Below are 25,801 nucleotides of genomic sequence, written 5' to 3' on the forward strand. Positions count from 1 at the left end.
AATATTTAGAAAATTAATAAAATGAAAATTAAAAGCCTATAGCTAGATTTAGAAAAATTTAAATCTAGTTATAGGCTTTTTTAGTTAGTGGTAAACGCAACAATCCCCGTTCCGATAAAAGCACAGAAAATAAGAATAATTATTAGGATAACTGTAGTTTTATGTGGTTTAGGAAAAGTTGAAGAACCGATATTTTCCAAAAATTGTTTATCTTCTAGAATAATCATGTCCTTAGGTATAGCTATATTTTTATTTGTTAAGAAGAATCTATATGATTGTGAAGAAGGTGATAAACCTAAGAAGTTTTTTTGTGATGTAGTAAAAACTTCACGTTTAGTATCTAAAGAAGTATAAACAACCATTTCTTCGGAAGTTGTAGAATTTTCTACAAGACCATTTACAAAATAAATATTACCTTTATAATCTTCAATTATTTGTCCTTTAAAATTTTTTAAATCTCGTTCCATAAGAAACCTCCTTAACTTTTAAGTATTAAAAATACAAAAAGAAAAACATAAGAAATTATTAAAATTGAACCCCAAAACATATTATATTGAAAACGAATAGAACGTTCTTTAATAAACCAATTATGAAAAGAGGGTTTACTAGGAACTTTATCAGGTTCAACTAGGTTATAAATATATTTTTCTTTATATTTTGAACTACGTTTACTTTCTAGTTCAGATAAAAAATATGAGCGTGGAAGGAGTTTAAGATCATATTTCCCAAAAAGACCTTTCATTAAAACAAAATCAGTGCCTGTAATAGGGTCATGTGGCTGATCAATTACAACATAATATAACTTATTAAAACGTCTAATAACATGACCTTTAAGAGGAATTAAATCCTTTTGTTTTGGAAATAGATGAAGTGCTGTATTAGAATCAACAACTTCATAAATGTGTGGTTGTATTGCATCAGGATGTTTCTCTAAATTAACAGTTCCTAAAAATATTTTTTTAGGAGCAACAAAGGGCAATAAATTTATTTCTCCATACAAAACAAAGGGTTCATTAGAAAATCCGTCATAAACTAAATCATGAACAAAGCAAAAAGTACCTTTATAACCTTGAACAAATTTTTTATAAAAATCAACAGAGTCCCTAATTATAGACTTAGATTGTTTAGGTTTAATAAAAGGTGGCACAGAATCAGCTTTATCTACAGTTTGAAATAGAAATTTTTGTGTTGAATTTGGGAAAAATTTTTTATCATTAATATCTAAAAATATATTTTTAGGTAAAATGAATAGATTATTTTCATTATAAAAATCTCTATATAAAACCATCTTTTTTTGTGAGTTAGCAACGTCAGAAGTAATACGAAGAACTAGGTAAAAATATCCATCAGGATCTCTAACAATTTTTCCTTTTAAATCTTCAAAATTTTGTGGCATAAATTCAACTCCATTCAGTATAGAATATTATAGTAAGCATATAAAGTATAAAAATAGAAAAATATTCTTATAAATCATAAACTTTCCTTTGAGTATATAGTGGATATATGTATTGTGGGTTAAGAGAGTGTAAATAAAAATATAAAATTAAAATGCCGTAGAATGCAAAAAGAGATGAGTTAGTAGTTAAATAGAGTAAACAAAGAATGAAAAATTCATGGTATTCTAATATCATCATAAAAGGTTAAGCAATATAGAAAGAGAGAATTTGAAGAAATCAAGTTCTTTTTTTATACCTTTTATAGAAATAATGAAAGTTTTAGGAGGAATTAATATGAAGAAATTGTAGATAGAAAAAGATGATAGCAATGAAAAAAGTTTATAGAAAATTAAATGGAAGGAGGTAATTTAAATGGATATGAATGAAGAGGTAGATGAGATTCTTACAGAGGAAACTGAAGAACTAAATGAAGAAGAAACTATAATGACAGCGTATGATAATACATTGCAAAATTTATATAATCAATATCAAAGGATAAATAAAATAGCTACACAAACAATTGCTGAATTTAATACAATAGAAGCAATTTTTACGAAGAGTATAGCATTATTGCAAGAAAATATTAGTGAATATAGTAAATTTGATTTAGGTTTAAAAAAGACTACTACAGAAGAAAATACTTTAAATAAAGAATTAATACAAAGAGAGAAGTTATTAAAAGTTTTAAATACATTGACTAAGAACTTATATTCAAATGAAACAAAGTACAATGAAAGTCTTCTTAAAAGAGAAAATATATTAAAAGAATTAAATAATCTTTTAAAGACTATGAATGTAGAAGAAATGAATTTAAATAAAGAATTTAAAGAAAGTGAAGTTATATTAAATAAATTAAATGAACTTTCAAAAGTTTTAAGTAATAATTTTAAAGCAGTTGCTCAAAGTGTAGCTAAAATTTCAACTATATTTCCTATACTTAGTAAAGAAACAATGGGGTTAGGTTCTGATATACAGAAGTTAAATAAATTATTAGAAAATCAACAAAAAAATATAGAAACTGTTGGTGAAGCTTTTTCGGAAATGAATGATAAAATAAATTCAAATAAAATAAATGATTATTCAAAGGCAGTAAAAAAAGCTAATAAAAATTCAAGTGAATTATTTGAAAATATTCAAAAAAATGCATCTAAAACATCAGAGTCTATGAAGGCAAATATTGAAAGATGGATAAATGATATTGTAACAGCAATAAAGGCAATAACTGGAGTTATAACGATTATTAAAACACTTAAAGATGTAATGAACTTTTTCACTAAGAATGATGTAGATGATAATACTGAACTTAAAAATTCAATAAAAGAATTAACACAAGCTATACAAGAATCAAATCAGAAAACAAGAGATGAAATTGAAAAGACGCAAGAAGCTAAGAATGAAGAAACTGAAGATGTTGATTCAGATAATCAAAAACAAGAACATTCAGGAAATAATTTGGAAAATGAATTTGAAAATGATAATGCGGAAGAGCAAAATGAGGAAAGCACAACTGGTGGAGTTATAAATTCTGTAGACAATAATATAGAACAGGATTCAGAAACAGTAGGAGAAGACATAAGCACAGCAGCTAATGAGGGTGAGGAATCAGAAGAAACACTTGAGACAGTTACTGAAACAAGTGCAACAGGTATAGAAGTAGCAGATGAAGCTGTTGAAGTTTCAACAGATGCCATGGAAGGGCCTTTTGGACTTGTAAGTTTGGCAATACAAGAAATGATAGAACATTTTGCAGCTTTAGAAAACTTGGTCAATGATGCTAAAGGAGCATTAGAAGATGCAGGGAAAGAGATAGAAAATGTATTTCATGACTTTATAGCATTACCAGAAAAGCATGGAGCTAGTGAAAAAAATATACATCATATGATGGTATCAGAATTTGCAGTTACACCATTAGATCATAAGGTTACAAGTGTACCAATAGTTGCAAATGAAGGCTTCATGTCAGATTTTTCTTTTAATATGCCAGAATTAAATAACTTTGATTTTGAAGGTGTTACTGATGCATTAGTTGAAAAAATGATGACTGCTATAGATAAAGTATCTGAAAGACCTATAGTTACAAAAGTTCAAATGAATAATAAGACTATTGTTGAAGCTACTCATAAACAATTTAACAATCTAAATGGACAAGAAGCAGAATTAGAAGCAAGAATGAGAGGTGTATTAGTTGGATAATTATATAATTTTTAATAATCAAAATTCAATGACAGAAGGATTTAGAATTGAATCATATAATTTAGGAGCACCTACACCTAAGGTTGTTGTGGAGAATGTACCGTATATGAATGGTGGGTATAATTTTTCCATGCTAAATGGAAAGCAATATTATAATAGTAGAACTATACAAATTACATTTAGTTTTGGACGCTTTGTTAAGTTCAGTAGAGAGATGAATATCAAGAGTATTTATCAAAAATATTTTGAGTTTAAAAACTTCTTATTATCTAGTGGAAAGAGAGAACTTGATATATCAGGTCTATTAAATTTTGAGGGGAAGTTAAAGGCTGTATGTACTAATGTTTCTGGATTAGCACAAGGAAGTGAAGGTGGTAGCTTTGTTGCTACATTTACATGTGATCCACTTATTTATATCGGAGAATATGGAGAACAACCATGGAATACATTTAGCTTCGTTGATGGAATATCAGAGTTTAGTGAGTTAAATATAAATGGAAGCATGACAATTCCAATTTATAATCCAGGACAACCAGCAAGTTGTACAATAACTACAACTGGAACAGTAGAGTTAGAAAATTTACAAAATAATTTTATGATTCAAACAGGAATAACAAATTTAGAAGTTACAGGAATGGGAACTATAACAATAAACTTTAAGAAAGAGGTGATTTAATGGCTAATATACAAAATCAAATAGATGAAATTTCAACTGCCTTTTATGGTAGTCAAGTAAGAGGAGCCATTGTAGAAGGACTTGAATCAATTAATGATGAGGTTAATGAATTATATACAAACTTAAATGATCTAATGGTTAAAGCAAATACAGCATTAACTAATGCGAATAATTTAAAAAATGAAGTAGGAGAAGCAAGTGAGGGATTTCAACAAGCACAGGCTGAATATATAAATTTAAAAAATCAAATAGAAGTGATACTTCAAAAGTTGGAAAAAGAAAAAACAGCTTTAATGTTAAATCATACAATAATGAACAATAGTTTTTTAAATGATTTTGATAAAGCAGTAGAACCAGGATATTACTCATATGCAGCAACAGAAGGAACTAAAAATATACCTCCAAATTGTGGATATGGAGTTTTAGAAGTAATTTTAGGGGTAACAGCTAATGATCAAACTGAATATAATCCAAATGATAATAATTGGATTTGGCAAATAGTTTATGATACATCAGGAATAATAGCATATAGAAATGCTGAAAATCAAAGTGGATGGCAACAATGGAATACACTTGCAACAACTTCCAATGAAACATTTGAAAATTGTACGCTTAACACACCAACAATATCTAATGCTAGCTTAGATGGAAGTGTAACGCTTATTGGAGGAACAGGAATACAAGGTGGAGCAATTACGAATACTACATTATCTGGAACTATAACGAATATTGCTCAAATTAATGGTGGAACTTATGATAATCCAAGATTTATTGGGGCAAGTATAGAAAATCAAGGAACTTTTAATGGGGGAACATATTCAAATCCTACTATAGAAGCATTTGGTAATAATATTATTCAATATAATAAATTGCCTTACTCAGTAATTATTTCACCAGGAATAACAGCTACTGGAGCAGTTGAATTCTTTTTAATTAATGCTCCACAGTTAGGTGGAGAGAATATTACTGGAAGTATTGGAATAGTAACAGTAACGACAACTTTAGATGAATGGTATACTTGGCCTAAAGATAATAATATAGTGGTTGATATAACTGGTATTCCGAATGCTACGGCAAGAACAATAAGTCCATTTAATAATCTTAATATAGGTATAGATGGAGGACAACTTTATATGTCGGGAGTTGGAACAGCATTGAATAATGGACAAACATATACAAATCAAGCGTTATTATGGCAATAGAGAGGAGAAAAGAATGGATAATATGAGAAAAGAAGAATATGGAGATTTTAATTTATTATTGATTTTTAATAAAAAATTAGAAGTGATAGAGTTAGTTAACTTTTCTAATAGATGTTTAAAAGATAATATTTTTAATAAAGATTTATTTTATGTGGAATTAGAAGAAGCATTGTTCTTTGAGATTAAGAAATTACTTTTAACTAATACATTAAGACTAACAAAAGATCCTATTAAAGAAAAAATAACAATAAAGGATATAGAGAAAACACCACTACCACCAAAACCACCAACACCAGAAGAAGCCATGAATAATGGACTTTTAGCTGTAACTATGGGGGTTGGAGAACTTAATATGAAAATTCATGCTATTTCAGATGGTATGTTAAATCAAGTTGAAGAAAGATCAGAATTAAAGAAACAAATAGAAGCACTAAATGGTGCAGTATTAATGTTAACAATGAAATTAGGAGGAAAATAATTATGGAAAGTATAGTATTAGAAATGTATCAAGCAGGGAATTGGAGTTTAGCACAGGTAAGGGAGCTAGTTCCAACAGTAATAACAGCAACACAGTTTCAACAAATAACAGGACAATCTTATATAGAAAAAACTCCAATGCATTCATCTACTCAACCAGTAAATAACATGTTCGTAGATTAATGCTTTTTTTAATTAATGTAAAGGATCGTGGCACTATTGATAATTACAATAGTGCTACTATTGATTATAAAGAAAATTCAGCTTCTATTTTAACTTTTACAATATTGAAAAATAGTTCTTTTTTTAATGATTTAAATAAATATATAGATAAAATAGAAGTTATAAATTTTAATAATGAAATAATATTTACTGGAAGAGTATTAGATATTCAAAAATCTATGAATGAGCAAGGAGAGTTTATAAATACAGTTACTTGTGAATCAGTTCTTAATTATTTAGTTGATGTAACAGTTCCAGTTTGGAATTTATATGGAGGTACAGTTCCTAAAAAAGCTCCTGTAGGAGCAGAAGGAAATATCACCGTAAAGGATTTACTAAATAAGGTACTAAATGAATATAATTCAGGAGCTATATTTCCGATAAAGTTAGGAAATGTAACTGTGGATGGAAATGTAACTTTAAAAACTAATAGACAAACTTGTTTAGAAGTTATTATGAATAGTCTTGTTGAAGTGTTTGGTGGGATTGTTCAAATTAGGAATGAAAATGGAGTGTACTATTTAGATTATTTAGAAGCACCACCTATATCAGAAGAAATTATAGCTTTTGATATAGGAGTAAATATACAAAGTATCACAATTCAAGATAAATTAAATAATCTATGTACTAGATTAATAGCCGTAGGAAAAACACAGTCTATGCAAGCAATTGCAATAAATGAGGATTTAAGAAAGATTTACGGCGTTATAGACAAAGTTGTACAATTTGATAATGTAACTAATATAGATGAACTACAAGAAAAAGCGGATTTGGAAATAAAAAGTATAAATAATTATGTATTAAATGCAAATATAGGGGCGTTAGATTTAAGTTATATAAATAATGACTTTAATAGTTTAGAGTTATATAAAAGTGTTCAGGTTACTTGTGAGGAACTTGGATATAATAAGCTTCATTATGTGGTTTCTATAACATTAAATTTATTGCAGCCTTTTTTAAGTACTTTTAGTTTAAACACAAATAAAGTAACACAAATAGATCAAATAACTCAGTTAATACAGCAAAATAATGTAACAAATCGTGAGATGACAGAAATTCATGGGACTTTGGAAGAAAAAACATCAAATGTAGAATTTACAGCTTATCAAGAGCAAATAGAAAAAGAACTTAGTAATACTGTGGCTAACGAAAATATATTAGAGCTTGAAGAGGCTATTCAAAGAGAATTAAATGGTAAAGTTTCAAATACTGAGTTTATAGAATATAAAGAAGAAATAGCAACAGATTTATCTAATAAAACGTCAAATTTAAAATTTGGATTATATCAAGAAGAAGTAAATAAAGAATTAGATGCTAAAGTTTCAATTACGGATGCTAGAGGCTATAAAGAAAATATAGCATCACAAATAGAAGGAAAAGTATCAAACTCAGAATTTGGATTATATCAAGAAAAAATTCAAGGAGAGTTAAATGAGAGAGTAACTTCTGTAGAACTTGAAGAAGTGAGGGAAGAAGCTTTAAGTAATGGAAAAAACAAATCTATAGTTTGTGGCGGAGTTATAACAAATTTGAAAAGTGGAGATACAGAAACTATAACATTACCTGATATTTTTAAAAGTTTAAATGGACAGTATCAAGTTGTATATTCCATAGCAAGTATTAAAGCAGATACTGGAGCTGGAATTAGTAATGCAAATATTATTGAAGAAAGTTTAGATAAGCTAAAAGGCACTTTTACAGTACAAGCTGAAATTGTATCAGCAGAGTTAGGAGAAGTTAAGAATGCTGGAAGTATAGATATTATGTGGTTAGCTATTGGGTAGGAGTAGCAAATGAATGATGAGTTAATAAAGGAAAAATTAAAAACTCAAGAGAGTAGATTAAATGATCATTCAGAAAGAATAAAAGCACTAGAACAATCTAATATTGAATTAAAAGTTGAAATAAAAAGTTTATGTGAGGCATTAAGAGAAAGTAACAGCATAATGAGAATCTTTATAGGTATAATATCAACAGGACTTATAGGGTTCTTTTTTTATGCAGTTGAACATTATGTAAAGTGAAGGAGGAGATTTATGGAGAAGGATATTTTAAATCAAATTTTACCTTTAATTATAACGGGGATAGTAGCTATTTTAACTTGTTTTATTAAAATAATAGGAACTCATATTATTTCATATTTAGATAAAAAAGAAGAGCTTTTAGAACATCAAATAGGGATAGTTAAATTTGAAAAAGAATTATCAATTGGAAAAATGGTGTGGAATGTAGTAGAGGAAAATTTTAGAACTTTTAACTTACAAGATAATAAAATAAATAAGAGTGATATGTTTAGTGAGGAAATTCATAAATTATTACCAGAGCTAAGTGAAGCTCAAATTGAAACTATAAGACAAGGTATTAGTGGAGAAATAAATTTAGGTAAAAGAGTATTGATAAATCCTTATAGTTTTAATAAAAAATAATGTGAGGAAATTAAAATGAGTGATTTAAATATTAAAGGAATAGATATTAGTAACTATCAAGGTGAAATTGATTTTAAATCTATTGAATTGCAAGATTTTGAAGTATGTATTATAGAAAGTGGAGATGGAATAACTTTTACTAATCTATATTTAGATAATCAGTATGAAGGAGCAAAAAATGTAGGTTTGAAAGTAGGATTTTATCATTTTTTTAGAGCGGAAGATGATTGTATTCTTCAAGCACAAGCTTTCTATAATAGAATAAAGGATAAAGAATTTGAAGTATGCCCAGTATTAGATGTAGAAGTTACAATGGGAGTACAAAATGTAACACAATCAGTATTAAATTTTATAGAAGAGTTTGAAAAAATTAGTGGATATGAATGTATTATATATACCTATGTAGATTTTGCAAAATTATATTTAGGCAAAGAATTATCTAAATATAACTGCTGGATTGCTGATTATGGAGTAGAGGATATACCAAGAACAATTTTTAATAAATATGTGGGATGGCAATATACAGATTTAGGCGAGATTGAAGGATTAGAAGACCAGTTTGATTTTGATAAATTTAGTTCAGAAATATTTTTAGATAAGAATAAGCATAGAAAAGAAAAAAATGTAAAAATAGATATTAAAAATAATATTGATGAACCATTATGGAAAAAATGTATTAGTGGACAAATAGTGAAAAATTTACAGTATGAGTTGGATATTCAATTTGATGATAATTTAGTAGTAGATGGATGGTTTGGAGAATTAACATTGAATGCTTGTGTAAATATATATTTTGGAGCAGAAGGTGAAATAACTAAAATTATGCAGGAAAGGTTAATAGCGAAAGGTTTTAGTTGTGGAGTTTTTGAAGCTGATGGTATATATGGATTAGATACAGAAAGGGCGTTAAAGAGTTTTCAAAAGACTAATAGATTAGTTGCAGATGGAGTTTGTGGAAAAGAAACTTGGAGAGTTCTAATGCTTATTTAGTTTTAAAATAAAATATGTTAGAGAGCCTATAGCTAGATTTAAAAAAAATTTAGTTATAGGCTTTTTAATTTTTTCAAAATATTAAATATATAAACTACAGAATATATGCGTAGTTAAACGAATAAAGAGAAAATTTGAATTTATTTGTTTGTTTCTAAAGAACACTTGGATTTTGAATGTTTTTAAGTTTGTTTTTATTTACAAAAAGTAGTAGAATTAACAATAAATACAAAATAAGTGGGAGGAGAGAAAATGCATAAGAAATTATTTATACCAGGACCAGTGGAAGTGAGACCTGATGTATTAGAGAAAATGGCTACGCCTATGATAGGTCACAGAAGCGCAGATGCATCATTTTTACAAAGAAGAATAAGTGATAATTTAAGGAAGATTTTTTATACAAAAAGTGAGATACTTTTATCCACAACTTCAGGAAGTGGACTTATGGAAGGAGCTATAAGGTGTTGTACTTTAAAGAAGGCAGCAGTATTTTCAGTAGGAGCTTTTGGTAAGAGATGGTATGAAATGGCAAAAGAAAATGGGAAGGAAGCAGATCTTTTTGAGGTTCCTATGGGAGAGGCTATAACTCCAGAAATGGTAGATAAAGCCTTAGCGACAGGGAATTATGATTTAGTTGCAGTTACACATAATGAGACATCTACAGGTATTATGAATCCTATTAAAGAGATTGGGAAAGTGGTAAAAAAATATAATGATGTAGTGTATATAGTTGATGGGGTAAGTTCTGCTGTTGGAACTAGGATTGAAGTGGATATGTGGGGAATTGATATTTTAATAACTTCAACTCAAAAATCTATTGGATTACCACCAGGAATGTCTATATGTACATTTTCAAAAAAAGCAAAAGAAAGAGCAGAAAAAGTTCCAAATAGAGGATTGTATTTAGATCTTTTAGCCCTTTATAAATATATTCAAAAGAAGGATTATCAGTATCCATCAACACCATCATTATCTCATATGTTTGCTTTAGATTATCAGCTTGATTATATTTTGAATAAGGAAGGCTTAGATAATAGATTTAGAAGGCATAGAGAACTTGCAAAGATGGTTAGAAGTTGGGCTAAAAAGCATTTTGAATTATTTGCAGATGAAAATTATCTATCAAATACAGTAACTGCTATTAAGAATACTAGAGCTATAGAAGTATCTATGTTAAATAAAGAACTTGCTATTAGAGGATTTGCTATCTCAAATGGATATGGAAGTTTAAAAGATAAGACTTTTAGAATTGGACATATGGCAGATTGTACTATAGATGATATGAAAGACTTATTAAGCAATATAAATGAAATATTGAAATTAGAAGATTAAAGATGAATATCTTCTAGTTTAAGGGGGCTAAATAAATGTATAGAATACTGACTAATGACGGATTACAAGTTGGGGCGATTGCTAAGTTAAAAGATTTAGGTTTTGAAGTAGTAAATCATCATTATGATCAAAGTATTTTAGGTGAAGAACTTAAAAAGTTTGATGCAGTAGTTATCCGTTCAGCCACAAAGTTAACAGCAGAAGTTTTAAAAGAAGCTAAAGGTGGAAATTTAAAACTGGCCATAAGAGCAGGGGTTGGAATAGATAATATAGATATAAATTATGCAAAAAGTATTGGGATAGAAGTTAGAAATACACCAAATTCAAGTTCAGATTCTGTAGCAGAACTTGTTATTGGTCATATGTTTTCATTAGCAAGATTTATTGGGGATGCTAATGTTACTATGAGAAATGGTAAATGGAATAAAAAACTATATCAAGGAAATGAAATTTCGGGAAAAACTCTTGGAATAATTGGAATGGGGCGAATTGGTAGAAGTTTAGCTAAAAAGGCTGAAGGATTAGGACTGAATGTAATTTACTATACTATTGAAGGAAAGCATGAAGATTTAAAATATGATTTTAGGACTTTTGAAGAGGTTCTTAAAAATTCAGATTACATTTCACTTCATGTTCCATATGATAAAGATAAGGGAGCATTAATTAGTGATAAAGAGTTTGATATAATGAAGAAAGAAGCATATTTAATTAATTGTGCTAGAGGAAAAGTAGTCGATGAAAAGGCTCTTTTAAAAGCATTAGAGGAAGAAAAACTAGCAGGAGCAGGAATTGATGTTTTTGAGCAAGAACCAACAATGAATCTAGAACTTATAAATCATAGTAAAGTAAGTGTAACTCCTCATATTGGAGCTGCAACAAGAGAAGCACAAAATAGAATTGGAGAAGAGGTTGTAGATACTTTAAAGAGTTTCTTTAAGATATAAAATCCTTTTTGGGAGTAAGGGATAAATCTTTAGAGTAGTTTCGAGGATTCATACTTTGCTCCCAATTTTTACTTTTAAGGAGAAGATAAAATGGCAAAGATAAAAGGCTTTAAAGGAATAAGACCAAGAGCAGATTTAGCATCTAAAATAGCAGCACTTCCATATGATGTTATGGATAGTGATGAAGCTAGAGAAATGGTGAAAAATAACCAGTATTCTTTTTTACATGTAGATAAGGCTGAAGTTGATTTAGATAGAAAAATAGATATTCATGATAAAAAAGTTTATGAAAAAGCTAGAGATAATTTAAATTTAATGATAGAAAAAGGGCAATTTATTCAAGATAAAGAAGAATGTCTTTATGTATATCAGCAAGTTATGAATGGAAGAGCACAAACAGGTTTAGTATTTTGTGCATCTATAGATGATTATTTAAATAATAGGATAAAAAAACATGAATTTACAAGAGCTGATAAAGAACAAGATAGAGTAAATCATGTAGATTATTGTGATGCAAATACAGGACCAATATTCTTAACTTATAGAGATGATGATGTAATTTCAGCAGTAATAGATGCTTGGAGCAAAAAGGATGCTATATATGATTTTATAGCAGAGGATGGAATAGAGCATAGAGTTTGGGCTATAAATAATGAGATAATAGTTAAGGAAATAATAGAATTATTTAAAGACGTAAAGTATATGTATATTGCAGATGGACATCATCGTTCAGCATCGGCAGCTAAAGTTGGAGAAATGAGAAGAAAAGAAAATCCAAACTTTACAGGAGAAGAAGAGTTTAACTATTTTTTAGCAGTAGCATTTCCAGATAAAGAACTTATGGTAATGGATTATAATAGAGTAGTTAAAGATTTAAATGGTCTTTCTAAGGAAGAACTTTTAAATAAAATAGAAGAAAAATTTAAAGTAGAAAAATGTGAAAATAATGATGGATTTAAGCCAACAGAAAAGCATACATTTGGAATGTGTATAGAAGGTGATTGGTATAAGATTAAAGCTAAAGATGGTACCTTTAATAAGAATCATCCAATTGAAAGATTAGATGTATCGATACTTGGAGAGAATTTACTGAAGCCTATATTAGGAATAGAAGATGTTAGAACATCAAAGAGAATTGACTTTATAGGTGGAATAAGAGGAATAAAAGAATTAAATAGAAGAATAAATAAGGACATGAAAATAGCATTTTCAATGTATCCAACAGAGATTAGTGATATTATGGCTGTTTCCGATATAGGGGAAGTGATGCCACCAAAATCAACATGGTTTGAGCCAAAACTTAGAAGTGGATTATTTATTCATAAATTAAAATAGAGAATAAATTAGTAATTAGAGTAATTTTCTTTTTAATATAGGTAATATTTTATGATATGGTTCTAGCAATAGCAGTTTATGTAGATAATCTTGTAAATATAGGAGTATACTACAACTAGCAACACAAATAGTAATAATTCAAATGCTAATACTAAAAACAACACAATAGGGCATCCTTTAAGTCCTAAAACTGGTGATGCAAGTGAATTACCAATATACATGTTATTAATATTAGCAGCAGTAGGATTAGTGGTAAACATAAGAAAAAAGAAAAAATTAGCAGATAAATAACTTATAAAATTTTAACATGAAAAAAGAGGATTCAATTTTGAATCCTCTTTTTATATTTAATAAAGAAGTGAATAGTATCTATCTATAGTTTTCTCAAATTCTAATAAATCTATACTTCTACTATATCGTATAACTTCTTTCCCTTCAGTATATAAAATAAGTAAAGGAAGCGAAAAGACATTAAAATGAGCAGAGATATCTATATGCTTTTCACCACTTAATTCCATAGCAAAAATTTTATTATAATCTTTAACAATATTGTCCACTTTAAATTTTATTGCTTCACAAGCCCCGCAATCTAATCCGGTAAAATATAGAATAGTAATAGGATTTTCTTTTATATTGTTTTGTATTGTATTTATATCAGAAACTTGAATCATAAAATATCACCTCAAAATATATTATATACTCTTTTTATAAAAAATAAGAAAAATATAGTTAATGAAGAAGGATAATAGAAAAACTACAAAAAATAGAATGTATTTTTACAAATATATAAAAAAATGGATAAAAAGTAATTTGAATATTATAAATAGATTAAAAATAAACTTTAAATTAAGAAAAGATTAATTATCACGCTTTTAAAGTAATGTTATAATTTAAGATAGAAATTAAATGTAGGGTGGATAAGGTACGTAAAGATGAAAGTAACAGATTTAAAGAATATAAAATTTAATGATGGAAAAATCTATGAAAACAAAGAAACTAAAATGAGCTATAAGTTAAGCGAAAAACCTCAAAGTATAGGAAAAGAAAATAAGTTAAAAATAAACTATAGTAGAAAAGGTCAAGCTGGAACAGTAAAACATAACACAATGAGCAATAAGCTTACTTATAGTAGAAAGAATTCAGCTGTAGGGGCTAAACGTAACTCAATAACTAAGAAATTAAGTTATAAGAAGAGAAATGGAGATGCCTACACAGTTACAGAAATTATATTGATCGTTGCAATCGTAATACTAGTAATAGGAATAATACTTGCAGGAGCATCAATCTTTTTGAACTATAGTTTAAGAATGTAGTTAAAATAAAGCTATATCGTTATCGATATAGCTTTATTTTTTTGTTTATATGGAAAAAAATAAAAAATATGTTTATATTTAAAACTATATAGAAGATTATATCGAATACATATATGTAGCTACAAAAAAGGAGGAGAAGATGGAAGAAGCAAAACTAATAAAGCTAGTTAAAGATAAGGGCGATAAAGTATCTGCAAACAAGCTTATAAAAATTTATTATAAGAAAATATATATTTATGTTTATAAACAGACTTCTTGCAAAGAACTATCTAAAGATTTAACACAAGATATCTTTATTAGTATGCTTAGAAGCATTAAAGATTTTGATTTTTCTAAATCTTCTTTTCAAACTTGGATTTATAGAATCGCTAGTAATAAGGTGATAGATTACTATAGATCAAAAGCATATAAGTATACAACGAAAGTTTCAGATATAGAAGAGTTTGAATTTAAGGATTCTATAAATATAGAAAGAGAACTTATTCAAAAAGAAAGAGTACAAGAAGTTTTAGAAGTAGTAAATAGATTTGAAAGTAATATTCAGCAAATTTTCAGATTAAAGGTTTTTGGAGAAATGACATTTAAAGAAATTTCTAATGTACTCTCTTTAAGTGAATCTACTGTTAAGACTAAATATTATAGTTCAATAAAGAAATTGAAAAAGGAAGTAGGCGAAAAAATAAATGTATGATTTTGAAGATATAGACATTCCAGATTTAGAAATAGATGAAATTATAGAAGAAGGAATAGTAGAGAAACAAGGATTTTTTAAACATATGAAAATTCTTTATAAGAATCTAGGCGGAAAGGTTATTTTTATAGATCGAAAAGAGATTTCAATTCTTAGTATAATACTAACTGTAATAATGTTTCTATTAGGTTATACATTAAGTAAAGAGAATAATTTAAGTAATCTTTATGGAGCTATATTTATATTGTCTCCAGTTATGTATTTAATAATATCGTTATATGGAGTTATTAAGGCAAAGGAAAATAATATGTTAGAAATAGAAAAAACATTGAAATACAATCTATATCAGATAGCAACTTTTAGAATATTTGTATTTTCTATTTTAACAGGAATAATAAATATTTTTGTTATTGGAATTATGAGTATCTTAGAAAAAGATGTTCAATTTATAAGGCTTTCTATAATATCTGTTGCAAGTATATTTATATTTTCAAGTATACTTCTTTTGATTTTATTGAAGATAAGAAAAAAGATAATAAGATATGGATGTATAGTTTCTTGGAGTTTATTAAACTTATGGATAGGAATTTTTAATGAAAAGATTAAAGAGTTTATTTTTATAAAATTACCTATAGGAATTCATATAATAATTGGGATTATAGCTTTAGTTGTATTTATAAATGCATTGGAAAAATTGACTAATATAAAAAGGGATAGAGGGGAGATATAGATGTTAATAATAAATAATTTAGAAAAAAGCTTTGGAACTTATACTGTATTAAAAGATATAAACTTAGAATTTGGGAATGGTGTTTATGGTCTTTTAGCACCAAATGGAGCAGGAAAAACAACATTAATTAAATTACTTACAACGCTTATTTTTCCTACAAAAGGAGAAATTCTTTATGATGGGGAAGATATAGTAAAGCTAGATGATAAATATAGAGATATAATAGGCTATTTACCGCAACAGTTTGGATATTATAAAGATTATACTGCAAAGAAATTTTTGGCTTATATTGGAGCACTTAAAGGGTTAGAAAAAGATGAGTGCAATAAAAGAATAGATGAGTTATTAGAAATGGTGTCTCTTTCAGAAGTTAAAGATAAAAAGTTAAAGAAGTTTTCAGGGGGGATGTTGCAAAGGGTAGGAATAGCACAAGCTCTTTTAAATAATCCTAAAATAGTAGTTTTGGATGAACCGACAGCAGGACTTGATCCAAAAGAAAGAGTAAGATTTAGAAATCTTTTAAGTAACCTTTCAAGAGATAAAATAATTATAATTTCAACTCATATAGTTTCGGATATAGAATTTATAGCAGATGAAGTAATAATGATAAAAGATAAAGGCATTAGATATAAGGATAGTGTAGAGAATATATGTGATGAATTAAAAGGAAAAATATTTGAAACTAAAATAAATATTAAAGAGATGAAAGAGTTTGAAAAGAAATATATTACTTTATCAGAAAAAAGAGATGGAGATGGAGTGAAAATAAGATTTATTTCAAGAGATAAAAAGGATGAATGGGTAGAAGTTGAACCAAACTTAGAAGATGTTTTCCTATATGAATACAATGAAAAACTTATAGGAGAATAAAAAATGGGGATATTGAGGTATGAGTTAGAAAAAATATTTAAATCAAAAATCTTATGGGTGCTAGTGGGGATATTTGTAATTTCAAATATATCAGTGATTGTAAGAGATTCTTATAATAAAAATGATTTGAAAATATTGAATAATATAATCGATACGGTGGGAATGGAATTAGATAATAACGGAGAAAAAAGACTTGAAGATTATTATAAGATGGAACGTAGTAAAGTAGATGAATTAATTTATAGTAAAACTGGAAAAAAGAAAATAGAACTAGATGAATTTTATTCAGGTAAAGTAAATCGCAGTTTATTCTCAAATGATGAGTTAGAAAAAATATATGAGGTAAATGTATTAGAAGTGTATTATGTTACTTTTAAAAATGGTATTGAAAGATATTCTAATATTAATGTAGTAGATAAAGCAAAAGAAAATTTAAAGAGGCTAAGTAGTGCATCTGAAAAAAGTAAAGAAAGATATATAAATGCTTTTGAAAAGTTCAATGAAAGATTAAATGAGATAAGAGCAACGGATGAAAATAGAGGGTTTCATATAAATGGTGGTTATTTCATGCATAAAATGTTATTTAATGATACTTTAAAGAAGATTGGAGTTCAAGGTGTAATAATAATTCTAATGTTAACGGCATTTATATATAATTATGAATTTGAAAATAAAACAAGCTATTTAGTGTACTCGACCAAAGAGGGACGAAGAGATAAAAATAAGTTAAAGGCTTCTTTAATTGGAGGCGGTGTATTTTTAACTATTATTCTAGTAGTAACGTTAGGAATATTTTTTATTATTTATGATTATTCAAGGGTATTTAATAGTCTGATAAATAGTGTTTTTAATTGGGAGAGTATATATCCACAATTGAGTTGGATTAATGTAACTGTAAGAGAGTTTTTAATGATAAATATAGGATTAATATATGCAATTGGAACGATGATAATTTTTATAATTAGTTATATAAGTAAAATTACTAAAAATACATATATAACATTTTTTATAGGTGTGATTATATATGGAGGATTATATTTATTACCAGATATTTTAAATAAGAGTTTGATTTTACAGGGAATTTCTACTTATAATCCAATAATGATATTAGAAGGAATAAGTTTTTCTTTTAGTATGTTTAGCACTGTTTTTCCAAATAAATATTTTGAGGTTATAACAATAATTACTTGGAGTATTTTTATTTATATAGGATATGGTATTTCGGATAGAAGATTTAAAAGAGAGGATATATAAATGAGAATTATATTAAATGAGATAAAAAAGATATTTAACTTGAAAAGTTTAATTATAGGATTAATTATTAGTATTATTATGTTTGGAGTGTTTTCAGCATATTTTATAAAAAACTTCCCGGATGGACAACCGGCTGGGTGTGATTTAGAAATGATGAAAGAGTTAAGGATGAAATATGGAACCACTTTAAATACGGAAGAGGAGAAGGAATTAGGGAGCACTTATTTAAAGGAAAAAGAAAATGAAGCAGATCAATATATACAAAATCACAAAGAAGCTCAAAGGCTTGGAGTAACTTCCTATAAAGGAATTAGAAAACATTTAGCAGAATTAAAAGAAAAAAATGAAAATGATGAAATAGAGCAATTATATTTCAAAATGAGTTTTGAGGAAGATTCACAAGAACTATGGAATATGCAAGGAATAAATTACGTGAATGAAGTGCTTACGTTTAATTCAAGATATAATACAGATTACAAAGAAAAGAAAAAAATTGATAGGTTCAATGAAATTGCAAACAGAGAAGTATCACTTATAACAGAAATTGTAATAGATAATTTTGATTCATATATTGAAGGAGTAGGAGCAATAGTAATATTTTTAATTATGTTTTTCTTAGGAACCGTTTTTATAAAAGATAGAAAAGAAAAGGTAGATTATATTCAATATACAAGTAAAATAGGAAGGGAAATAACTAAGAAAAAAATAGTAGCAGCTATGATAAGTGCTCTTCTAATAACTACAACTACTATAGCTATTAGTATGATAGTTTATTTTGTGAAGTGTGGAACTACAGAATTTTTTAATGTAGATATTAATAGCGTATTCAATAAGGAATATATCATAGATATAACCTATTTACAGTTTATAATATTAAAAATTATAATTATATATGTTATAGGAATAATTACAGCAATAGTAACTTTAATTATTTCAAAAACAGGGAAAAGTTATTTAGCTATATTATCTATAGGAATAATGTCATTTGCATTTATAAATATTATCACAAAAGATATTATTTTAAATAATATTCTTGAGTTATCTAGAAATCAAGGAATAGTATTTGGAAGTATTGGAATATTAATTTTAATAGGAATTGTAGGTTGTATAAAGCTAAAGAAAAAAGAAATTGATATATTATATTAAGATTATAATAAGTAAAAAACTTCTATAACTATTTCGTTATAGAAGTTTTTATTAGCATATAAAGCTTTAATTACCTGTAAAAGATTTTCAGATTTTTTTAAAGTTGAATTTTTAAAAAGTTTCATACTTAAAACTCCTTAATTGCTTTAAATTTATTTAGTATAGGAATGTTTGTGTTATTTAAAGCTAAGATTAAGTTCTCTGTATATTTGATTTTAAAAGTTTTATGTTTTGTATTTTTTAAGTTAATAGAAACTAGAATATTGTTTGTGTAATCAGGATAGTTTTGAATAGTTATATTATCTATGTCTTCATATTTATATTTATAAAATAGTCCTTTTAAGTGGGTTTGTCCAAATGAAAGGAAACTCATACTTTTGATGGCACGTATAACACATGAAAGAGCTATGATATCACCAAAAATGAAGAATGAGTCGGGAAAGATAATATTAAAGAATAAAGTTGTAATTAAAATTATTATAAAAAAACCAAAGTGAGGACTTATGAAAAAAAGGTTTTTGTTTGATTCAATTTTAAATTTCACACAAGAATAAACTAATAATATAGCTATAAATATATCAATAATAATATTAAAAATTACTATAAATTTCATTGTGGTTTCCTCCTTAAAGTGAATTTTAATAAATTATAATTCACTTTAAGGAGAATAGAAAATTAGAGCTTTTATTAAATTAGCAGTTCAATATATTTAATAGTAATATTTATTTAAATAAGCGTTAGAGTGATTAGTTAAAATAGTGTTTTTAGTAGAAAAGAGATAATTTATATTAAAATAAAAGGAAAATGCCATCAGATGAACGGATGGCATTTTATTTTATTTAATAAATTTATTTCTATATTCAATTGGAGCTAGATTAAGGTTCTTTTTAAATATTTTTGAAAAATACGATTGAGAAGAAAAGCTTAATATTTCACTTATCTCATTTATAGAATAACTACTTTTTCTAAGTAAATCACATGATTTTTTAAGCTTAAAGTCTATTAAATACTGCTGTGGAGAAGTAAGCATTACTGATTTAAAAATCTTATAGAAATAAGTTCTATCAATATTTAAATGAGTAGCAATATCTGAAACAGTTATATTTTCATCATAATTTTCATCAATAAATGTAAGAGCCGTATCTATATAAGATTGATTTTTGTTTCTGTGACTATTGTTTAAACTAGATTCTTCTTCTATAAGAAGAGAAGCTAATTGATAGAAGTTTCCTAAAGCATTAAACATTTTATTAGATGTACAGTTTTCAAAAACACTCCTAAAATAATTATCAACTTTATTATCCTTTGTATAATTGAAAACATAATTGTCTTTAAAACCACATTGATCTAAAATCTCTTTAGCTTTAGAACCATTAATACCAATCCAACGATAAGTCCAAGGATTATTGACTATAGGATAGTAATTGTTATCTGTATGAGGCGGAATAAAGAACCCATCACCTTTCTTTAGGTGATAAACTTTACCATTCATAAAAAATAATCCTTCGCCATCTAAAATATAATGGATAAGGTAATAATCAATTTGATCATACTGATATGGGTCACGTGGTTTACAATGTTCAAAGCCACATTCATAAATATATAATTCTTCACTAATTTTTTCTTCCGTAGAAAAAATACCAACTCTATTAATCATTTAATCTCCTTTTAAAACTTACATGAGTAATCGTCTACATTTAAAAAGTAACTTTTTTCGTAAAAAATGTCAATATAAAAAAGCAACAATAATACAAAAAGTGAAAACAAAAGTATATTGCTGATATAAATGGAAAAATGTTACTATATATTCAGGGAAAACGTTATCAGATTTGAATGTAAATCTAAAAGTATAAGAGAGGTTTAAAGGGGGATTTTTTAATGAGTGATAATAGAAGAACGTTAAGTTCAAGTGCACTTATGTTAATGACATTTACAGCAGTTTTTTCATTCGGAAATATAATCGATAGTAGTGTAAATATTGGACTAGCTACTATACCATCATATATTTTCGGAACAATTTTTTATTTCTTTCCATTTGCATTGATGATTGGAGAATTTGCATCAGCAAATGAGAATTCAGAATCAGGAATTAATAGTTGGATAAAGACATCCTTAGGAGCTAAATGGGCATTCCTAGGATCATGGTCATATTTTTTCGTTAATTTATTTTTCTTTACGTCATTATTACCAAAAACTTTAATTTATGCATCTTTCACTTTTACAGGAAGAAATGTATTTGAAGGAAAAACAGTAATAATATCAATAATATCAATTATTTTATTCTGGCTAGTAACATTCCTTTCAACAAAGGGAGTTAGTTGGGTTTCTAAAATAACAAGTCTTTCAGGAGCTGCAAGAATGGTTCTTGGAATTGGATTTATAGTTTTATCTTTTGGAGTAATATTTGTTCTAGGAAAATCTCCAGCACAAGAGTTTACTGCACAAACAGTAATGCCAAAGTTTAACTGGACATACTTTATGGTACTTGCATGGGTTCTTCAAGCTGTTGGAGGAGCAGAAAGTATTGGTGTTTATATAAAGGATGTTAAGGGAGGCAACAAAACTTTTGTTAGGACAATGCTTATAGCAACAGCTGTAGTTGGTGGTATGTATGCATTAGGAGCAGTTGCAGTTGGATTAATCGTTCCAGCAGAAACATTACAAGGTAATTTCTCAAATGGTTTATTTGATTCATTTATAATTTTAGGTGGATATTATGGAATAGGAAACATAATTACAAATATAGTTGGATTTATCATGATGCTTGCAAGTTTAGGTTCATTAGTTTTATGGACAGCTGCACCAGCAAAAGTTTTATTTTCAGAAATTCCAGATGGAATCTTTGGTAAATGGGTAGCTAAAACTGATAAGACAGGAAATCCTGTAAATGCTTTATATCTTCAAGCGGTTATCGTAACAGTATTATTAATAATACCTGCACTTGGAATAGGTTCAGTAGATAGCTTACTTGAAATGCTTATAAATATGACAGCTTCAACTTCATTAATACCAGTATTATTCTTCTTAGTTGGATATATTGTATTAAGAAAAAATAAGGATAATATCCAAAGAAGCTTTAAAGTTGGATCAAGAAAATTTGGTATAACTATTGGATATATGTTACTTTCATTATTTGTTTTTGTATTCATAATATCATCAGTACCAGCACCAGCAGATTTAATAGCGTATTTCAATGGAACACTTGCAGAAGGAGCAACAAATCCAGTATTTGTACTTTTATATAATGTTCTTGGATTAGTATTCTTCTTAGGATTTGCAATGATTTGTTGGATGAGATATGAAAAGAAGGTTGGAAAAGCCGTTGCAAATGGAGAAGGTAAAGTTAATAAGGTTAAAGAGTCATCAGTACATTAATAGGTAAAATTAAAATAAGAATAAAGTAAATTAAAGCATCTTTTAAAAGATGCTTTAATAATAAAAAGGAGATTGGAATTTATGAAACTTTGGGAAAATATTAAAATTGATGGAATAAATAGAGTAGATGCAAGAGCACATTTTTTAAGCTTTGAATCTAAGAAAAAAGCATTAACAGGAGAAAGAAAATACACACATAACTTTAAAAATTTAAATGGAAGTTGGAAATTTTTATTTTTAGATGCACCAGAATATTCACCAGAAAATTTTTATAATGAAGATTTTGATGCAAAAGCATGGGATGATATTGTAGTACCGGGGAATTGGCAGTTACAAGGATATGGAAAAATGCACTATTCAGATTTATGGTACAACTTCCCTATAAATCCACCATATGTACCAACAGAAAATCCTACAGGAATTTATAAAAGAAAGTTTACTATAGGAGAAGAGTGGTTAAAGGAAAGAATAATCCTTAAATTTAATGGAGTAGATTCATCATATAATGTTTGGATAAATGGAAAAGAAGTTGGATATAGTAAGGGCGCTAGAATTCAATCAGAATTTGATATAACGGATTTAGTAAGAGCAGGGGAAAATGAATGTACTGTAAGAGTATATCAATGGAGTGATGGAACTTATTTAGAAGATCAAGATATGTGGTGGTTAAGTGGAATATTTAGAGATGTTGAACTATACACAGAACCAGTAGCAGGAATTGAAGATATTAAAATAATAACTGATTTAGATGAAAAATATGAAGATGCTATATTACATGTAGATTTAAAGTTAAGAGGAGAAGATTTAACTAATGTTAAGTTTGAACTTTTAAATAATAATAAAGAAGTTGTATTTGAAGAAGTAGTTGGAGTTGAAGAGAGCAAAAACTTTAAAAAGGAAATATCAAATCCACTAAAATGGACTGCTGAAGAACCAAACTTATATACTTTATTAGTAACAGTTTTAAAGGGAGAAGAAATAGTACAAGTTATTCCTCAAAGAGTTGGATTTAGAAAAATTGAATTAAAGGGAGAAACATTCACTGTAAATGGTGTTGCTATAAAGATTAAAGGTGTAAATAGACATGATTATAATCCAAGAAACGGAAGAGTTGTGGGGAGAGAAGAAATTATAAGCGATATAATTTTAATGAAGCAACACAATATAAATGCAGTAAGAACAGCGCATTATCCAAATTCAAGTTATTTATATGAGTTATGTGATGAGTTTGGAATGTATGTAATAGATGAAACAGATTTAGAATGTCATGGATTTGAGTTAACAGGGGATTATGCTTGGATAAGTGATGATCCAGAGTGGGAATTAGCTCATGTTAGTAGAATGGAAAGAATGATAGAGAGAGATAAAAATCATCCATGCATATTAATGTGGTCTCTTGGAAATGAATCATCTTTTGGATGTAACTTTAAAGCTATGGCTAAAAGAATGAAAGAGTTAGATGATACAAGAATTCTACATTATGAAGGAGATTTCAATATAAAAGAAGAAGATGGTCCAGTTTCAGAGGTTTATAGTACAATGTACACTTGGCTTGAGCATGATAGCAAACTATTAATGGATGAGGTAATTGAAAAAATTAAAAAGCCACATATTCTTTGTGAGTACTGCCATGCAATGGGTAATGGACCAGGAAACTTAAGAGAGTATCAAAATCTTTTCTATAAGTATGATAAATTACAAGGTGGATTTGTTTGGGAATGGTTTGACCATGGAATTCAAGCTGTAAGTGAAACAGGAGAAGTGTTCTATAAATATGGAGGAGATTTTGGAGATGATCCAAGTAATATAAATTTCTGTATAGATGGACTTATAATGCCAGATAGAACAGTTTCACCAGGACTTTTAGAATATAAGAAAGTTATAGAGCCAGCAGAAACTAGTGCTATAGATTTAGAAAATGGAATAATTAAAGTTATAAATAGATATGATTTTAAGAATTTAAATGGATTAGATTTAGTTTATACAATAATGGAAGATGATAAAGTTATTCAGTCAGGAAGAATGGCAATGCCTAATATTTTAGGAAGAGAGACTTTAGAGGTAAAACTGCCATACACATTAGATTTCTGTAAAGAAGATGGAGCAAGTTATTACTTAAACATTTCTTATGTATTAAGAGAAGACTGTATGTGGGCAAAAGCAGGACATGAATTAGCAACAGCACAATTTGAACTTCCAATAAAAACAGAAAAAATTAAAGCTTCTACAAAAGGAAATTTAGAAGTAATTAAAGAAGCTCATAAATTAATAGCTAAAGGTGATGATTTTGAAGTAATATTTGATTTAGTTAGAGGACATATTTTAGCTATAAATAAAGATAATTATAACTTAGTTCAAGAGGGACCAAGATTAAATTTCTGGAGAGCACCGATTGATAATGATATGTATGTAGTTGAAGATTATAAGAAAAAATACTTTATGCACCTTGCACATGAAGTAGTTGGAAATATAGAATATTCAACTGAAGGAAATGTCTTAACATTTAAAGTTGATACAGTAAATGGTACTACAAATTCAGCTTGGCATTTTAAATCAACTTATGAATATAAAGTTTATGGTAGTGGAGATATAGCTGTAAATGTAAGTGGAGTACCATCTGGTAGAATAGATCAAGCACCAGAAATGTTACCAAGAATAGGTCTTCAAATGAGATTAAATAAAGATTTAGACTTAGTTAAGTATAAGGGAAGAGGACCAGGAGAATCTTATGCAGATACTAAGGAAGCAAATATGTTTGGAGTATTTGATAATAATGTAGATGGACTATTTACTAATTATGTGAAACCACAAGAAAATGGTAATAGAAGTGATTGTTCATGGGTTAGCATGAGAAATGATAGAGGAATGTCATTAATGGCTATAGCTAATGATAAATTTGATTTTAGTGCTTCTTATTATGAAGATACAGATTTAGAATATGCAAAGCATACTGTAGATTTAGTTAAGAGAGACTACATCGTATTTAATATAGACTATAAGCAAAATGGAGTAGGAACTAATTCATGTGGACAATGGCAATTAGATAAATATAGATGTAAATTTGAAGAATTTAATTTAGGATTTAGATTTAATATTTTCAATAATAAAGAAATATCAGAAGTTTCTGTAGGTAGAGAGATACTTTAAAATAAAAAAAGGAGCTGATACATCGAAATATGGATGTACAGC

The 25,801-nt window shown here is 27.4% G+C and carries 26 protein-coding genes; 20 read left to right on the forward strand and 6 right to left on the reverse strand.

Translation table 11 applies throughout. The annotated features are described in order from the left end of the window. Nucleotides 1-80: 80 nt before the first annotated feature. Nucleotides 81-467, reverse strand: coding sequence for a DUF1653 domain-containing protein (locus Q0W06_RS04830; protein ID WP_297632115.1), 387 nt, complete (start codon nt 465-467; stop codon nt 81-83). 11 nt (nt 468-478) lie between these two features. Then, nucleotides 479-1,396, reverse strand: a complete 918-nt coding sequence (locus Q0W06_RS04835; protein WP_297632118.1) for a hypothetical protein — start codon at nt 1,394-1,396, stop codon at nt 479-481. A 412-nt stretch (nt 1,397-1,808) separates the two neighbouring features. Here Q0W06_RS04835 and Q0W06_RS04840 point away from each other — a divergent pair, with 412 nt between their 5' ends. The 12 genes from Q0W06_RS04840 (at nt 1,809) to Q0W06_RS04895 (ending at nt 13,233) form a co-directional block, all read left to right on the forward strand. Further along, nucleotides 1,809-3,629, forward strand: a complete 1,821-nt coding sequence (locus Q0W06_RS04840; RefSeq protein WP_297632121.1) for a hypothetical protein — start codon at nt 1,809-1,811, stop codon at nt 3,627-3,629. Next, on the forward strand, nt 3,622-4,305 hold the full coding sequence (locus tag Q0W06_RS04845) for a hypothetical protein (protein WP_297632124.1): 684 nt from the start codon (nt 3,622-3,624) through the stop codon (nt 4,303-4,305). Before Q0W06_RS04840 ends, Q0W06_RS04845 begins: the two co-directional genes overlap by 8 nt. Next, the gene (locus tag Q0W06_RS04850) at nt 4,305-5,507 is read left to right on the forward strand and encodes a hypothetical protein (protein ID WP_297632126.1); all 1,203 of its coding nucleotides are present in this window, start codon (nt 4,305-4,307) and stop codon (nt 5,505-5,507) included. Before Q0W06_RS04845 ends, Q0W06_RS04850 begins: the two co-directional genes overlap by 1 nt. A gap of 13 nt (nt 5,508-5,520) precedes the next feature. Beyond that, nucleotides 5,521-5,985: a hypothetical protein gene (locus Q0W06_RS04855; RefSeq protein WP_297632129.1), complete on the forward strand. Its 465-nt coding sequence runs from the start codon at nt 5,521-5,523 to the stop codon at nt 5,983-5,985. A 2-nt stretch (nt 5,986-5,987) separates the two neighbouring features. Then, the gene (locus Q0W06_RS04860) at nt 5,988-6,167 is read left to right on the forward strand and encodes an XkdX family protein (RefSeq protein WP_297632132.1); all 180 of its coding nucleotides are present in this window, start codon (nt 5,988-5,990) and stop codon (nt 6,165-6,167) included. Then, complete coding sequence (locus Q0W06_RS04865; protein WP_297632135.1) at nt 6,167-7,990, forward strand: phage tail protein; 1,824 nt, start codon at nt 6,167-6,169, stop codon at nt 7,988-7,990. Before Q0W06_RS04860 ends, Q0W06_RS04865 begins: the two co-directional genes overlap by 1 nt. A 9-nt stretch (nt 7,991-7,999) precedes the next feature. Next, nucleotides 8,000-8,230 carry a hemolysin XhlA family protein gene (locus tag Q0W06_RS04870; protein ID WP_297632138.1) on the forward strand — a complete coding sequence of 77 codons (231 nt, stop codon included), beginning with the start codon at nt 8,000-8,002 and terminating at the stop codon, nt 8,228-8,230. Nucleotides 8,231-8,242: 12 nt separating this feature from the next. Beyond that, the gene (locus Q0W06_RS04875; protein ID WP_297632141.1) at nt 8,243-8,632 is read left to right on the forward strand and encodes a hypothetical protein; all 390 of its coding nucleotides are present in this window, start codon (nt 8,243-8,245) and stop codon (nt 8,630-8,632) included. Between the two features lie 15 nt (nt 8,633-8,647). Beyond that, complete coding sequence (locus Q0W06_RS04880; protein WP_297632144.1) at nt 8,648-9,622, forward strand: GH25 family lysozyme; 975 nt, start codon at nt 8,648-8,650, stop codon at nt 9,620-9,622. A 252-nt stretch (nt 9,623-9,874) separates the two neighbouring features. Then, nucleotides 9,875-10,954, forward strand: a complete 1,080-nt coding sequence (locus tag Q0W06_RS04885) for an alanine--glyoxylate aminotransferase family protein (protein WP_297632147.1) — start codon at nt 9,875-9,877, stop codon at nt 10,952-10,954. A 35-nt stretch (nt 10,955-10,989) separates the two neighbouring features. Then, entirely contained in the window at nt 10,990-11,898 is a 909-nt protein-coding gene (locus tag Q0W06_RS04890) for a D-2-hydroxyacid dehydrogenase (protein ID WP_297632150.1), read from the forward strand. 90 nt (nt 11,899-11,988) lie between these two features. Further along, nucleotides 11,989-13,233: a DUF1015 family protein gene (locus Q0W06_RS04895; protein WP_297632153.1), complete on the forward strand. Its 1,245-nt coding sequence runs from the start codon at nt 11,989-11,991 to the stop codon at nt 13,231-13,233. Between the two features lie 347 nt (nt 13,234-13,580). Here the strand turns inward: Q0W06_RS04895 and Q0W06_RS04900 are convergent, their stop codons facing one another. Next, nucleotides 13,581-13,904, reverse strand: a complete 324-nt coding sequence (locus tag Q0W06_RS04900; RefSeq protein WP_297632156.1) for a thioredoxin family protein — start codon at nt 13,902-13,904, stop codon at nt 13,581-13,583. A 261-nt stretch (nt 13,905-14,165) separates the two neighbouring features. On the opposite strand from Q0W06_RS04900, the gene Q0W06_RS04905 reads away from it, so the two are divergent. The 6 genes from Q0W06_RS04905 (at nt 14,166) to Q0W06_RS04930 (ending at nt 19,237) form a co-directional block, all read left to right on the forward strand. Continuing rightward, nucleotides 14,166-14,546, forward strand: a complete 381-nt coding sequence (locus tag Q0W06_RS04905; RefSeq protein ID WP_297632159.1) for a hypothetical protein — start codon at nt 14,166-14,168, stop codon at nt 14,544-14,546. Between the two features lie 139 nt (nt 14,547-14,685). Then, nucleotides 14,686-15,237, forward strand: a complete 552-nt coding sequence (locus Q0W06_RS04910; protein ID WP_297632163.1) for a sigma-70 family RNA polymerase sigma factor — start codon at nt 14,686-14,688, stop codon at nt 15,235-15,237. Further along, nucleotides 15,230-15,967 carry a hypothetical protein gene (locus Q0W06_RS04915; protein ID WP_297632166.1) on the forward strand — a complete coding sequence of 246 codons (738 nt, stop codon included), beginning with the start codon at nt 15,230-15,232 and terminating at the stop codon, nt 15,965-15,967. Before Q0W06_RS04910 ends, Q0W06_RS04915 begins: the two co-directional genes overlap by 8 nt. Beyond that, the gene (locus Q0W06_RS04920; RefSeq protein WP_297632169.1) at nt 15,968-16,837 is read left to right on the forward strand and encodes an ATP-binding cassette domain-containing protein; all 870 of its coding nucleotides are present in this window, start codon (nt 15,968-15,970) and stop codon (nt 16,835-16,837) included. It begins immediately after the preceding gene. Between the two features lie 3 nt (nt 16,838-16,840). Further along, a complete protein-coding gene (locus Q0W06_RS04925) occupies nt 16,841-18,091 on the forward strand; it encodes a hypothetical protein (protein WP_297632173.1) in 1,251 nt (416 codons plus the stop codon). Further along, nucleotides 18,092-19,237, forward strand: a complete 1,146-nt coding sequence (locus Q0W06_RS04930; protein ID WP_297632176.1) for a hypothetical protein — start codon at nt 18,092-18,094, stop codon at nt 19,235-19,237. A gap of 2 nt (nt 19,238-19,239) precedes the next feature. Here Q0W06_RS04930 and Q0W06_RS04935 read toward each other — a convergent pair whose 3' ends face one another. The 3 genes from Q0W06_RS04935 to Q0W06_RS04945 form a co-directional block, all read right to left on the reverse strand. Then, nucleotides 19,240-19,362, reverse strand: coding sequence for a hypothetical protein (locus Q0W06_RS04935; RefSeq protein ID WP_297632178.1), 123 nt, complete (start codon nt 19,360-19,362; stop codon nt 19,240-19,242). A 2-nt stretch (nt 19,363-19,364) separates the two neighbouring features. Continuing rightward, nucleotides 19,365-19,850, reverse strand: a complete 486-nt coding sequence (locus Q0W06_RS04940; protein ID WP_297632181.1) for a hypothetical protein — start codon at nt 19,848-19,850, stop codon at nt 19,365-19,367. A 222-nt stretch (nt 19,851-20,072) separates the two neighbouring features. Next, nucleotides 20,073-20,894 (reverse strand): AraC family transcriptional regulator, encoded by an 822-nt coding sequence (locus Q0W06_RS04945; protein ID WP_297632184.1) that lies wholly within the window; start codon nt 20,892-20,894, stop codon nt 20,073-20,075. A gap of 221 nt (nt 20,895-21,115) precedes the next feature. Between Q0W06_RS04945 and Q0W06_RS04950 the strand changes: the two genes are divergently transcribed. Then, on the forward strand, nt 21,116-22,612 hold the full coding sequence (locus tag Q0W06_RS04950; protein WP_297632187.1) for an amino acid permease: 1,497 nt from the start codon (nt 21,116-21,118) through the stop codon (nt 22,610-22,612). An 81-nt stretch (nt 22,613-22,693) separates the two neighbouring features. Further along, nucleotides 22,694-25,759 (forward strand): beta-galactosidase subunit alpha, encoded by a 3,066-nt coding sequence (ebgA, locus tag Q0W06_RS04955; RefSeq protein ID WP_297632190.1) that lies wholly within the window; start codon nt 22,694-22,696, stop codon nt 25,757-25,759. Nucleotides 25,760-25,801: the final 42 nt, after the last annotated feature.

This window comes from uncultured Clostridium sp. (genome assembly GCF_947072515.1).
Taxonomy (GTDB): Bacteria; Bacillota; Clostridia; order Clostridiales; family Clostridiaceae; genus Clostridium.

Bases quoted from the DNA above. Each gene is read 5' to 3' on its own strand.
- Q0W06_RS04870 (WP_297632138.1), top strand. From the start codon at position 8,000: ATGAATGATGAGTTAATAAAGGAAAAATTAAAAACTCAAGAGAGTAGA.
- Q0W06_RS04940 (WP_297632181.1), bottom strand. From the start codon at position 19,850: ATGAAATTTATAGTAATTTTTAATATTATTATTGATATATTTATAGCT.
- Q0W06_RS04880 (WP_297632144.1), top strand. From the start codon at position 8,648: ATGAGTGATTTAAATATTAAAGGAATAGATATTAGTAACTATCAAGGT.
- Q0W06_RS04915 (WP_297632166.1), top strand. From the start codon at position 15,230: ATGTATGATTTTGAAGATATAGACATTCCAGATTTAGAAATAGATGAA.
- Q0W06_RS04875 (WP_297632141.1), top strand. From the start codon at position 8,243: ATGGAGAAGGATATTTTAAATCAAATTTTACCTTTAATTATAACGGGG.
- Q0W06_RS04950 (WP_297632187.1), top strand. From the start codon at position 21,116: ATGAGTGATAATAGAAGAACGTTAAGTTCAAGTGCACTTATGTTAATG.
- Q0W06_RS04885 (WP_297632147.1), top strand. From the start codon at position 9,875: ATGCATAAGAAATTATTTATACCAGGACCAGTGGAAGTGAGACCTGAT.
- Q0W06_RS04835 (WP_297632118.1), bottom strand. From the start codon at position 1,396: ATGCCACAAAATTTTGAAGATTTAAAAGGAAAAATTGTTAGAGATCCT.
- Q0W06_RS04900 (WP_297632156.1), bottom strand. From the start codon at position 13,904: ATGATTCAAGTTTCTGATATAAATACAATACAAAACAATATAAAAGAA.
- Q0W06_RS04935 (WP_297632178.1), bottom strand. From the start codon at position 19,362: ATGAAACTTTTTAAAAATTCAACTTTAAAAAAATCTGAAAATCTTTTA.
- Q0W06_RS04855 (WP_297632129.1), top strand. From the start codon at position 5,521: ATGGATAATATGAGAAAAGAAGAATATGGAGATTTTAATTTATTATTG.
- Q0W06_RS04865 (WP_297632135.1), top strand. From the start codon at position 6,167: ATGCTTTTTTTAATTAATGTAAAGGATCGTGGCACTATTGATAATTAC.
- Q0W06_RS04910 (WP_297632163.1), top strand. From the start codon at position 14,686: ATGGAAGAAGCAAAACTAATAAAGCTAGTTAAAGATAAGGGCGATAAA.
- Q0W06_RS04930 (WP_297632176.1), top strand. From the start codon at position 18,092: ATGAGAATTATATTAAATGAGATAAAAAAGATATTTAACTTGAAAAGT.
- Q0W06_RS04830 (WP_297632115.1), bottom strand. From the start codon at position 467: ATGGAACGAGATTTAAAAAATTTTAAAGGACAAATAATTGAAGATTAT.
- Q0W06_RS04920 (WP_297632169.1), top strand. From the start codon at position 15,968: ATGTTAATAATAAATAATTTAGAAAAAAGCTTTGGAACTTATACTGTA.
- Q0W06_RS04925 (WP_297632173.1), top strand. From the start codon at position 16,841: ATGGGGATATTGAGGTATGAGTTAGAAAAAATATTTAAATCAAAAATC.
- Q0W06_RS04850 (WP_297632126.1), top strand. From the start codon at position 4,305: ATGGCTAATATACAAAATCAAATAGATGAAATTTCAACTGCCTTTTAT.
- Q0W06_RS04890 (WP_297632150.1), top strand. From the start codon at position 10,990: ATGTATAGAATACTGACTAATGACGGATTACAAGTTGGGGCGATTGCT.
- Q0W06_RS04860 (WP_297632132.1), top strand. From the start codon at position 5,988: ATGGAAAGTATAGTATTAGAAATGTATCAAGCAGGGAATTGGAGTTTA.
- Q0W06_RS04945 (WP_297632184.1), bottom strand. From the start codon at position 20,894: ATGATTAATAGAGTTGGTATTTTTTCTACGGAAGAAAAAATTAGTGAA.
- ebgA (WP_297632190.1), top strand. From the start codon at position 22,694: ATGAAACTTTGGGAAAATATTAAAATTGATGGAATAAATAGAGTAGAT.
- Q0W06_RS04895 (WP_297632153.1), top strand. From the start codon at position 11,989: ATGGCAAAGATAAAAGGCTTTAAAGGAATAAGACCAAGAGCAGATTTA.
- Q0W06_RS04905 (WP_297632159.1), top strand. From the start codon at position 14,166: ATGAAAGTAACAGATTTAAAGAATATAAAATTTAATGATGGAAAAATC.
- Q0W06_RS04840 (WP_297632121.1), top strand. From the start codon at position 1,809: ATGGATATGAATGAAGAGGTAGATGAGATTCTTACAGAGGAAACTGAA.